This is a genomic window from Bacillus sp. ISL-78, from assembly GCF_018613455.1.
Classification (GTDB): Bacteria; Bacillota; Bacilli; order Bacillales; family DSM-1321; genus Peribacillus; species Peribacillus frigoritolerans.
This window is the reverse complement of sequence record NZ_JAGGQC010000053.1, coordinates 1-10,998: the sequence shown is the minus strand read 5'-3', so window position 1 is coordinate 10,998 and position 10,998 is coordinate 1. Positions and strand designations below refer to the sequence as shown.

The window sequence follows — 10,998 nt, the reverse complement described above, 5'->3', positions numbered from 1 at the left end:
CAAATAATACACAGGCTACTACTGTTTCTTGGTGTACATCTAGGCCAGCACACCGTTCAATCATTGCTTCCATAGGAGAATCACCTCAAAAAAAGATTAACAATACATATGACAGGAGATTTGTTACAAAAATTTTTGTATACGTACTAGCAGTACACTAAATGGTTCTTCCATACTGTCACAACCAGTTTCTTATACAGGGTATCTTCCTTAAGATCCACCAAAAAAAGTTCAGCCTGGTTGTATTGTTATTATCCATTATCGTCAAGGGGTTAATGGGTTAGACTCTATTTTGGGTTTAGAGAAGATTTTCGTAGTAGATGGTGGCGGCGAGGAGCGCCGCCATAGGAGTTTCTTATGCAACTAAAGGGGCAGGATAGTTCATTAAGATGTATAATATTGGATATATTTAAGGGGGGATTCTGATGTTAATTAGAGAGGTAAAACCTGAGGATGCTGAAAGTTTCGATTGGCTAATGAAGCAAGTTGAAACTGAGGCTGATTTTATGCTTATGGAACCAGGAGAAAGAAAAGGTTCTCCTGAACAACAACGTAAATGGTTGGAACGAATGGACAAAGAGAGTAATTCAACGGTACTTGTTGCGGAACAAGAAGGTCGACAATTAGTAGGATATTTAGCAGTCATTGGCGGAGATACAAGAAGAACCAAACATTCAGCCTACCTAGTTATAGGTATTTTAAAAGAATACACAGGGCGTGGTATAGGAACAAAACTATTTCAAAGGTTAGAAGAATGGGCAATAACTCATAATATCTTACGGTTAGAACTTACAGTAGTCACTCAAAATGAAGCAGGAGTATCTCTATATAATAAAATGGGATTTGAGATAGAAGGAATAAAAGGAAAATCACTAATGATAGATGACACACTTTTCGACCAGTATTTTATGTCCAAATTATTATAAGATCTTGCTAAACTAACAGGTGCGTTAGCTGCAGATCGGAGCTGTCTTTAAGGCAGCTCTTTCCTTATGGAACTAAAGGGGCAGGTTAATTCAATAAGTAAATTATTCAACTCGTGGTTATTTGACTCATTTAAATTAGAAAAAACTGGTAAGTTTTGTTACAATTACTTACTGAGAAGTTAATTAACATATTAAGTTAAACGCAGGAAGAGGTAATTAAATGACAAATTTGATGTACATATTTTGCTTAATAGTATGGGGTCTTAATTTTATTGCGGTGAAAATTCAAGGAACACCAGTCAGTTTGGAATTATCATTAACATATCGTTTAGTTATGACAGCTTTTTTATTTTTAGTTCTTGTTTGGTTCCTTAAACCAAAGGGGAGACCACAAAGAAAAGATATCCCGTTTATAATAGTGTTTGGTGTATGTAACTTTGCATTAAGTTATCTGTGCCTTTATTACGCCACTATTTTGAGCTCTGCTGCAATTGTAACATTGATCTTTTCGTTAAAAGTGATATTGACTCCGATTGCTCTCCGTGTTTTTTTAAAAGAGAAATTACATTCTCGCGTTTTACTTGGGGGAATACTAGGGGTGTTTGGCGTATGTGTCATCATCTATCCGACCTTAAATAATTTTCAAGGGCTCACTGATTTAAAAGGGATTATGATTGCTTTGTTAGGCACTATTCTTACAGCTATTGGTGATGCCAGTTCTGCAAGAAATGCTAAACTTAAGGTTGACCCTATCTATGCAAATGCTATTGGTTTTACAGTAGGCAGTGTTTTAATGGGGGCAATTGTACTGTTCCAAGGACAAAAAATTGTACTTCCAACAACAGTTACATATTTATCTGCTTTGCTATATTTAACTTTGATTGCTTCTTTTATGGCTTGGCTATTTTATTTAAAACTTGTAGAAAAAATTGGAGGAGCAAAAAGTGGGTATATGGTAGCGCTATTCCCAGCAATTGGAGGGATTGCTTCTGTTTTAATTGGTGAATCAACACCATCAATTTATTTGGTAGTAGGTTGCCTATCTAGTTGTATTGGAGCTGCAATTGCTTTAGGGTTTGGAATTCGAGGTCAGAATTCTAAGCTACCTGTAAATGTTAATTAAGAATGGACTTCTTTAATAAAGCTTTTAAGCTAACAGGTGCTTTTCTTCAATTAGGAGGGTTGCTAAGGCAACCTTTTTCTAATGGAACTAACGGGGCAGTTTAGTTGAAGAAGGAATTACGGGGTTCAAAGTTGAATTTAATTTTAATAAAACTTTTTAGGGGTGTTAATGTGAATTCTACGGTAGAAACAATACAAGAATTAACAGATAAAGAACAATGGTTAGAAGCCTTTCCAATTATGAATCAGTTACGTACTGAGTTAACTCAAAAGACATATCTGGAGTTACTTGAAGAAATGAGGAAAGATGGGTATTCTTTGTATGCTTTATATAAGGATAATCGGATTGTATCCTTAGCTGGTTTAAGTTGGAGAGTTAACTTTTATAATAAACGTCACGTTTTTATTTATGATCTGGTAACAGATACTGCTTACCGTTCATTTGGGTTTGGAGAGAAATTATTAAGTTATATACATAACTGGGCAAAAGAAAATGGAGCCGCATATGTAGCATTAGAATCTGGAATTCAGCGAAACAATGCTCACCGTTTTTATGAAGAGAAATTAGATTATGATAAATGGTGCTATTCATTTAGAAAAACGTTGTGATTAAAAATAGGGGTAATGCTTCGATTAGAGAAGCATTACCTTTACAAGAGCTGAGTAAACAGCTCTTTTTTATTACTATCGGTTGCTCTACTTCAATAAAGAAAGTTGCTGAGGCATCTTTCTCTTATGCAACTAACGGGGCAGGTTAGCTCTATAAGAAAAACGGAAGATTAATCCAAATAGTGTATTTTTATGTTAAAGTTGAACAAAGGATTTTAATCACCTGAAAATTTTATAAACTCATTAAAGAAGGAAGAAAAAATGAAGGAAATACTTTAACAATCGAGGGGGGGACAAAGGTGAAACAAAATATATGGGAGAAAGAATATAAAAATGTTGATAGTTTATGGGGATTCAATCCTAATAGTATCTTATCTAAATATGTTGAAATGCTTCCTGAAAACGGAGAGGTCTTAGACATAGGTATTGGAGAGGGAAGAAATGCCCTTTTTTTTGCTAAACAGGGATTTGCAGTTGAGGGTATCGATATTTCAGAAACAGCAGTAGAACGATGTTTGGAACTTTCGAAAGAGCACAATTTGAATATTAACGCTAAAGTTCAAGATATTACTTCTTTTGAGATTGAACCAAATAAATATTCTTTAATTATACTTTCTAATGTACTTAATTTTTTTCCTGATAAGGATATTAAAATTATTATTGAAAAGGTGAGAAATGGGCTGATTAAAAGTGGGTTGGTATATATTAATGCCTTTGATGATAAAGAACCAGGTAGAGAGAAAGCTCCAGAGAAGTATGAACAGTTAGCGAAACATACGTTTTATAATGAAAGTTCAAATATGTTTATTCATTATTTTACAAGAAGTGAATTAGAAGGATTTTTTGTGGATTATAAAACGATAAGTTTGTCTCAGTCATACTCTTTGGACATTACACACGGTAAACCTCATTTTCATAGCACATTAGAAATACTGTCACAAAAGTCTTAGAAAAGTTGACTTTCTAATTATATTAAATTGCTAATATACTTGGGTTTACCCTCTCTTTACAGGTTTCTAAATGCCTAATGAACAAACGGGGGCAGGATAGTTCAAGAGTGCTGTTTGATCTTTGTTCAACAATAGGGCCATTTTGTTGAAAAAAAAAAAAGGAATTATTTGTAGGTTAATCGAAGCTAATCCTGAAGATAAAAAAAGGATAATGGAGAGGATAAAATGAAGGTTATCGGTCTTATTGGTGGAATGAGTTGGGAATCTTCTGTTGAATATTATCGGATTATCAATGAAGAAGTTAAAAGAAGATTAGGGGGATTACATTTTCAGCGAAATGTCTTTTATATAGTGTCGATTTTCATGAAATTGAACGTTACCAATCAGAAGGCGCCTGGGAAAAGGCCGGTGAAGTGTTAGGTAATGCTGCGCGTTCTTTGGAAAAAGGGGGAGCTGAATTTATTGTCATTTGCACTAATACGATGCACAAAGTTATAGGTGACATCCAGTCGAAAATTAATGTCCCCCTTTTGCATATCGCAGATGCAACAGCAACCCAAATTAAAGAGAAAGGAATTAATTCTGTTGGGTTACTTGGCATAAGGTATACAATGGAGCAAGATTTTTATAAATCACGCTTGGAGTTTAACGGTATACAAGTTATTGTGCCAAATGACAATGAAAGAGAGATTGTAAACAAGGTTATTTACGAAGAGTTATGTTTGGGTAAGATTCATCAAGAATCAAGGGATTATTATAAAAAAGTTATCCAAGGTTTAATCGGATCTGGAGCTAAAGGGATTATATTAGGTTGTACAGAAATTGGATTATTGGTAAAACCGGAGGATTCTGATGTTCCTCTATTTGACACAACCTACATACATGCTTTTGAAGCTGTAAATATATCCTTAAAATAGGGTTATGAAGTCTTTTTAAGATACTAATTCTTCCGCAATAGGGCGCGATTCTTTAATAAGAATCGCTTTTCTTAATGAACTAACGGGTGCGTTAGTTCATTAAGACTTACAAAAATGAATGTTTATTTCGGTCAATTTCTTAAGCTCTATTAATGATTACGCCATATTTTGAACCATAGTAAAAAGCTTTCCTGACCCGGAAAGCTTTTTTGTTTTATCAATCTACATATACGACAGTGACATAAGACTAATTCGATAGAGAGATTTAGCCAACAGATAACGAATAGTCTAATAAGCTTTTTTAATATGGCTCCATCCTTCTTGTAAAGACTTCCCGTCGATCCTGGATTGTTCTAATAATTCATCTACTGAATCAAACGACTGTTGTGTATCTGTTTCGTAGTCAGCTAGATGCCATTGATTGGAATCTTCAATAACGTGATAAAGTTTATCTTGAAAAGCTAGACTGACCCTTTCACCGTTATGAACATCCTCTTTAAGTTGTTCGAAGGAGTAGTTCACTTTTTCAAGAATAAGATCTGCCATCATTCGAACATCACTATCGACATCTTTCTTGAAATTTTCTAACAATGAATGGAGAATTTCATCATCCAATCTATGTGTAAGATGATTCCAAACACTGGTAGCAGCCCAACTCCTCACATATGAGTCGTGATAATTACTTAAAGTTATAAGTTGATTTCCAAACCACTTCAAATCAACATCGCCTTGTGCTAGGTCCGGTATAGCATCTAGTAATTCATCTACATTATCTTCTTGTATAAACGTTTCAAATTCTTGTTTACTGTATACCTTTACCTCCATTCCCTCGAAATCAAATTCCTCATTTTCAAGGTAGAGGTTTTTTAGAAATTCTTCAAAGCTATCTGCGACTTGTATAACTTGCTCCAAATCAACGTCTACATAAACAATGGGGGGATCAGAAGTGGCATTGCGGTAATCAAATGCAAGCCAAGTGTGACCGTCTCCATTGAATAAAATAAGTCCTTCCGGCAGTTCCCACTCTTTTATGTAATAATCATTTTCAAGTATTCCATTTCCGGCACCAATTCCTTTAATGTGTTCCACTATAACAAACGTTTCACCCCATACAGTAGGAACAGGAGATGGATGAGCATTACAGATGGGTTGTCCCCCATTTTGCTGCTTTAGAATAGCAAGGTACGAGTTTGGTAACGTTACATTAAATAATTCTTCTGCTTTTTTTACGATTTTGTCTGTTAATGGTTGTAACATATACTCGTCATTACTTGCTTCCCATATACTTTTTACCAAAAAATTCACCTCATAAATGTTTAATTATTATTTGATTTGCCGGCTCTTTCTTGTACAAACTTTCCTCGGTTGTTGAAAAACCTTTCTTAACATCATACTACAAAAATAAATAGCCTATTTTTTTCTTCAACAATTTTTTCGAAAACAGTTTTCAATTTATCTTCCCAATGAGCCTTGTTTAGCTAACAGGTTCTCTACTTCATTACAGGAGCTGGTCAGCAGCCCCTTTCCTAATGGAACTATCGGGGCAGTTTAGTTGAAGAAGAAACCACCCATTTTATGGAAATAACTTAAATTAGAATGTTATAATTAGGTAAATATTTTTCGATTTGGAGGATGAAGATGCTAAAGAGAAAATATGGAAATCGTTCAGAATGGAAACGTGTCTTGGATAGAAAATATGCACAAGCGTTTCTTGATACTAAAGAATTTAAGGGCTATATAACTTTATTACATACAATTAAAGTTGCTGAACCATTATCCGTTCGGTATGAGGAAAAGAATATATGTATTGTTGATGATGGTTACATGTGGCTTCAACAATTCCCCTTAGAAAAAAAGCATTCAGTAACAACAATGTTTGATAATAATGGGAATATAGTGCAATGGTATATTGATGTTTGCCTTGGAAATGGAGTAGATAATGATATTCCTTATTTGGATGATTTATATTTAGATATTATTTTGTTACCTTCTGGAGAAGTAATTAAAAAAGATGCTGATGAGCTTGAAGAGGCTTTTTTTAATGGAATAATTGATAAATCTCTTTATGATTCAGCTTGGGATGAAGTAAACATCCTTACTAAGTTAATAAATAATAGAAGCTTTGAATTGCTTGATTTATCCCATTATCATAAGGACTTCTTAGTCAATGAATTAAAATAACTTTTTTAAGCTAACGGGTGCTTACTTCAATAGGAGAGTTGCTTTGGCAGCTCTTTTTCTTACGGAACTAAAGGGGCAGGTTAGTTCAACAATAAACCTTACAAAATATGTTATAATTTGAATAGTTTGGAACACCCAGTTTGGAGGGATATGAATGAAAGTGAATTTTGGAAATGTGGCAAAAAATTACGCTCAATATAGAAATGACTTACCTGTTGAGTTATTGGAAAGTTTAAAACTTAGAGGAATAGATTTTAACAATAAAAAAGTGGTGGATTTAGGTTCTGGGACGGGAGTATTAAGTCGAGTTTTACATAATGAGGGTGCAGCTGTTGTGGGCGTAGAACCTTCAGCAGAATTAATAGAACAAGCGAAAGTAATTGATAAGAGTGAAGGTAATATAATTGAGTATATAAATACATACGCTGAATCTACAACGTTAGATAATGGTTTGTTTGATTATGTAACCGTTTTAAGAGCATGGCACTGGTTTAATCGGGAAAAAACCCTAGATGAAATTAAAAGAATTCTGGCGAAAAAGGGTAAATTGATTGTAATGGATTCAGGGTTTATATCAAAAAGTAAAGTTATAGATGACACACTTCGAATTATTAAAGCACATATGCCAAATGGAGAGTTAAAACCGGCTGGCGCTAAGGCTGAATCAAAACAGTTTATCAATGGATTTCCAGTTGAGTGGTTTAAGGAATGGCAGGAACATAAATTTGACTTAAAAGAAACATATAAGTTCAATTACACAGTATCTTTTACAAATGGAGACTGGTGTGGAAGAGTTGGTTCTCTATCTTGGCTTTCGGGATTTACAGAAAATCAACGAAATGAAATACTTGATGAAATCTTTACTCATTTAGTAAAAGAATATGGAGACATTCAACATAATATCCAACATGGATGCTTTATAACTATACTGAATCATTTATAAATGTCTCTTTAATTTGGGGGTCATTTTTTTGTTTATTGTCTTATGCAACTAACAGGTGCTTTACTTCAAAAAGGAAGAATCAATTTAAATTTGATAGTACAAGGAGAGTTTAATGGGAATTAATTTTAATGAATTTTTCAGAGAAGAGTTAACGATTAATGACATACAAAAAGCTATGGGAAATGGAGAAGTATCTTCAAAAGAGTTGGTAATGTATTACCTGTCTAGAATAGCAAAGTATGACCAAGACGGCCCGAAAATAAATTCTATTCTTGAAATAAACCCTGACGCAATATTCATTGCTGAAGCATTAGATTATGAAAGAGAAACAAAAGGAGTTAGAGGACCCTTACATGGTATTCCTGTCTTTATTAAAGACAATATTGAAACAAATGATTCCATGCATACAAGTGCAGGAACAATTGCACTTGAGAATAATATTAGTGGTAAAGATGCATTTCTTGTTAAAAAACTCCGTAAAGCAGGCGCGGTTATCTTAGGTAAGACGAATATGACAGAATTAGCTAATGGGATGTCATTTGAAATGTGGGCTGGCTACAGTTCAAGAGGCGGACAAGTATTAAATCCATATGGGGATGCTGATCTTTATGTTGGTGGATCAAGCTCAGGATCAGCAGTGGCGGTAGCAACAAATTTCACCTTATTATCTGTAGGTACTGAGACAGATGCTTCTATCCTTAGTCCAGCTGTTACAAACTCTGTGGTCGGTATTAAACCTACTGTCGGTTTAGTTAGTCGCAGTGGGATTATTCCCTTTACATATTCTCAAGATACAGCAGGACCATTCGCAAGAACTGTTACGGACGCAGCAATTTTATTAGGAACTTTAGCTGGAGTTGATAAGCTTGATCCTGCTACACATAAAAATGAAGGAAGGTTACAACAGGATTATACACTTTATTTAGATTCTATGGGTCTTAAGGATGCTAAGATTGGAGTATTTAACAAAGCTTCTAATGATTATTATGACTCTGAAGAGTACGATGAGGAATTGTTTAATAATGTCATTCAAACACTAGGAAATGAAGGTGCACAGGTCTTTGAAAATATAGAAATACCCTCTTTTCATAGAGAATGGAGCTGGGGAGTGTCATTATATGAATTGAAACATAGCTTAGATAATTATCTTTCAAAATTACCATTGAATACACCTGTACATTCTATTGCTGAATTAATTCAGTTTAACAAGAATATCGAAGAAAAAGCATTAAAGTACGGTCAAAATAAGTTGGAGCTAAGAGAAAGTTTCCCTAACACATTAAGAAATCCTGAATATTTGAATGCAAAATTAGAAGATTTGTATTTTTCCCAGGAACAGGGCATTGATTTTGCCTTAAAAAAGTATAATCTTGATGCGATACTTTTCCCTTCGTATATAGGTTCAACAATATGTGCTAAAGCTGGTTATCCTTCCATAGCTATACCTGCTGGATATATGAAAAGTGGAAGACCTTTTGGTGTCACTTTGGCAAGTACTGCTTTTAGCGAAGGGGTTTTAATAAAACTCGCTTATGCTTTTGAGCAGGCTACAAAGCATCGTAGAAGTCCAAAAATAACATGTTGATATATACTATACTTTCTTTTTTTAAATCACTTTTAAACAAAACTAAATGGTGCATATCTACAAGAGAAAATGATTCATTCTATGGCATGTGATCTTCAATAAATGGGCGCGATTCTTTTTAAAGATTCGCGTTCCTTAATGAACTAACGGGTGCGTTAGCTGAAGATCGAAGCTGTCTTTAAGGCAGCTTTTTCTTTATGGCACTATCGGGGCAGGTTAGTTTAACAAGGAACATTTGGAAGTGTGTTATATTTGAATTAAATGTCTGATTGTCGGGGTGTTCTTATTTATGAAGATAATTTGCCAAAAGTGTAATGTAGAAATCTCTAAACAAGTTACGGAATTGGATGATTTATCATTAATTAATGAAAATGATGGTGAAGCCTACATCCCTGAAGGTTTTTTTATAGTTGCTAACAGCGAAGAAGATATTGGAACAAAAGGCACCATTATTATAAATCTGAAGGACTTAATTAATTCAAACTATCATCCAGATGAAAGCAGATTAAATGGTTGTTGCGGTTATGACGGCTTAGATGATATAAACAGGGTTTGCGTAAATAATCACGATATTGGAACCGAAAATTCAGACTGCTGGATGCCACATTTTATAGCATTAGAACCGCATTTAGTTAAATTGGTTTAATAATAAAGAAAATATCTTAATGTGCGTTAGCTGAAGATCGGGGCTGTCTCTAAGGCAGCTTTTTCCTATGGCACTAACGGGGCAGGATAGTTGCATAAGAACTGGTGTAATTTAGAAACAAATAGTGCTAATTCAAAAACGGAACAGAAAGAAAAGTTTAATTATAGGAACAACACTGAAAATGTAAGAAATAGTATAGAACTAAATAAAAGTATTTTAGATTTTAACGAAACAGTGAGTAAAATGATTGTTGAAAAAGTTCTTTATTTCCGAGCAGTTTAACCTATAATAGTATAAGCACTTCGTTATTTATCGAAACAAAATAAAAGTTTGTTGCTAAATTTGAGGTTTTGAAATGGAAAATTTATTTCACTACATTTATTCTTGTGTTGGTATTTTAGTTGGTTTATATATTTTTATAACACGAAAAGAATCCAGAAAATCACTATTAATGCTTTTGTTGTCCATTATTGCGTTTTATAGTGCATACATTTTTTATTTTGTAACTTACCCCTTCAATTTAATTGGCACATCATTAATACTCGTGCTTTGGGTTGTTATTCTTCAACTTGTTAAAAAATACAATTCAGGAAAAGAGCAAGTATTCTGGTATGTTTGCATATGGTATGTGGCAATATATCATTTTTTACATTATATTTTCGACCCACTTGCTGAAAAAAATATATGGTATGCTGGAATATTTTTCATATATACGAATGTTGGATTAACTTCCCTTGCAGTATATTATTTTATCTGGGTCTATAAGAAGAAGTAGTTGAATAAGTTACACATTTTAAGAGACCTTCAATACAAGTGCTTTACTCAATAAGGGAGCTGCATTGGCAGCTCTTTTTCTTATATTTGTGAAGGATTGTACTTAAACTAACGGGTGCGTTAGTTCATTACCAGGAGCTATCAGCAGCTCCTTTTCTTATGCAACTATAGGGGCAGGATAGTTTAATAAGAAATCACACGGAAATAGGTTATTGGCACAAATAAAAAGCCCTGAAATAAATAGGGCTTTCTTATTTTTATAATAATCCTCTATATTTGGCTGCTGTTATTAACTCTTCAATATCCGCATCAGGGAGTTTCTTTCTTCCGGATAAATGATCAATA

At 33.9% G+C, this 10,998-nt stretch carries 10 protein-coding genes and 1 pseudogene; 10 read left to right on the top strand and 1 reads right to left on the bottom strand.

What is annotated here, in order from left to right; genetic code table 11:
- Window positions 1-425 precede the first annotated feature (425 nt).
- The 5 genes and pseudogenes from J7I96_RS27210 to J7I96_RS27190 all read left to right on the top strand — a co-directional run bounded on the left by J7I96_RS27210 (window position 426) and on the right by J7I96_RS27190 (window position 4,524).
- Window positions 426-926 carry a GNAT family N-acetyltransferase gene (locus tag J7I96_RS27210; RefSeq protein ID WP_214925847.1) on the top strand — a complete coding sequence of 167 codons (501 nt, stop codon included), beginning with the start codon at window positions 426-428 and terminating at the stop codon, window positions 924-926.
- A 220-nt stretch (window positions 927-1,146) separates the two neighbouring features.
- Entirely contained in the window at window positions 1,147-2,049 is a 903-nt protein-coding gene (locus tag J7I96_RS27205; RefSeq protein ID WP_214811451.1) for a DMT family transporter, read from the top strand.
- 170 nt (window positions 2,050-2,219) lie between these two features.
- Window positions 2,220-2,657 (top strand): GNAT family N-acetyltransferase, encoded by a 438-nt coding sequence (locus J7I96_RS27200; protein WP_061466068.1) that lies wholly within the window; start codon window positions 2,220-2,222, stop codon window positions 2,655-2,657.
- Between the two features lie 299 nt (window positions 2,658-2,956).
- Window positions 2,957-3,607: a class I SAM-dependent methyltransferase gene (locus J7I96_RS27195; RefSeq protein WP_215048210.1), complete on the top strand. Its 651-nt coding sequence runs from the start codon at window positions 2,957-2,959 to the stop codon at window positions 3,605-3,607.
- 225 nt (window positions 3,608-3,832) lie between these two features.
- Window positions 3,833-4,524, top strand: a pseudogene (locus J7I96_RS27190) (aspartate/glutamate racemase family protein).
- A gap of 288 nt (window positions 4,525-4,812) precedes the next feature.
- On the opposite strand, the gene J7I96_RS27185 reads toward J7I96_RS27190, so the two are convergent.
- Complete coding sequence (locus tag J7I96_RS27185) at window positions 4,813-5,820, bottom strand: SMI1/KNR4 family protein (protein ID WP_251029272.1); 1,008 nt, start codon at window positions 5,818-5,820, stop codon at window positions 4,813-4,815.
- A gap of 342 nt (window positions 5,821-6,162) precedes the next feature.
- Between J7I96_RS27185 and J7I96_RS27180 the strand changes: the two genes are divergently transcribed.
- The 5 genes from J7I96_RS27180 (at window position 6,163) to J7I96_RS27160 (ending at window position 10,654) form a co-directional block, all read left to right on the top strand.
- Window positions 6,163-6,705 (top strand): ribonuclease FAU-1 family protein, encoded by a 543-nt coding sequence (locus J7I96_RS27180; protein ID WP_214925841.1) that lies wholly within the window; start codon window positions 6,163-6,165, stop codon window positions 6,703-6,705.
- Window positions 6,706-6,859: 154 nt separating this feature from the next.
- Entirely contained in the window at window positions 6,860-7,648 is a 789-nt protein-coding gene (locus tag J7I96_RS27175; protein ID WP_214925838.1) for a class I SAM-dependent methyltransferase, read from the top strand.
- Window positions 7,649-7,760: 112 nt separating this feature from the next.
- Window positions 7,761-9,233 (top strand): amidase family protein, encoded by a 1,473-nt coding sequence (locus J7I96_RS27170; RefSeq protein WP_214925836.1) that lies wholly within the window; start codon window positions 7,761-7,763, stop codon window positions 9,231-9,233.
- Window positions 9,234-9,522: 289 nt separating this feature from the next.
- A complete protein-coding gene (locus J7I96_RS27165; protein WP_214925835.1) occupies window positions 9,523-9,879 on the top strand; it encodes a hypothetical protein in 357 nt (118 codons plus the stop codon).
- Between the two features lie 355 nt (window positions 9,880-10,234).
- Window positions 10,235-10,654 carry a hypothetical protein gene (locus J7I96_RS27160; RefSeq protein WP_214925834.1) on the top strand — a complete coding sequence of 140 codons (420 nt, stop codon included), beginning with the start codon at window positions 10,235-10,237 and terminating at the stop codon, window positions 10,652-10,654.
- Window positions 10,655-10,998: the final 344 nt, after the last annotated feature.

Coding starts and splice junctions, on each gene's coding strand:
- J7I96_RS27205 (WP_214811451.1), top strand. CDS start 1,147: ATGACAAATTTGATGTACATATTTTGCTTAATAGTATGGGGTCTTAAT.
- J7I96_RS27175 (WP_214925838.1), top strand. CDS start 6,860: ATGAAAGTGAATTTTGGAAATGTGGCAAAAAATTACGCTCAATATAGA.
- J7I96_RS27170 (WP_214925836.1), top strand. CDS start 7,761: ATGGGAATTAATTTTAATGAATTTTTCAGAGAAGAGTTAACGATTAAT.
- J7I96_RS27160 (WP_214925834.1), top strand. CDS start 10,235: ATGGAAAATTTATTTCACTACATTTATTCTTGTGTTGGTATTTTAGTT.
- J7I96_RS27180 (WP_214925841.1), top strand. CDS start 6,163: ATGCTAAAGAGAAAATATGGAAATCGTTCAGAATGGAAACGTGTCTTG.
- J7I96_RS27210 (WP_214925847.1), top strand. CDS start 426: ATGTTAATTAGAGAGGTAAAACCTGAGGATGCTGAAAGTTTCGATTGG.
- J7I96_RS27165 (WP_214925835.1), top strand. CDS start 9,523: ATGAAGATAATTTGCCAAAAGTGTAATGTAGAAATCTCTAAACAAGTT.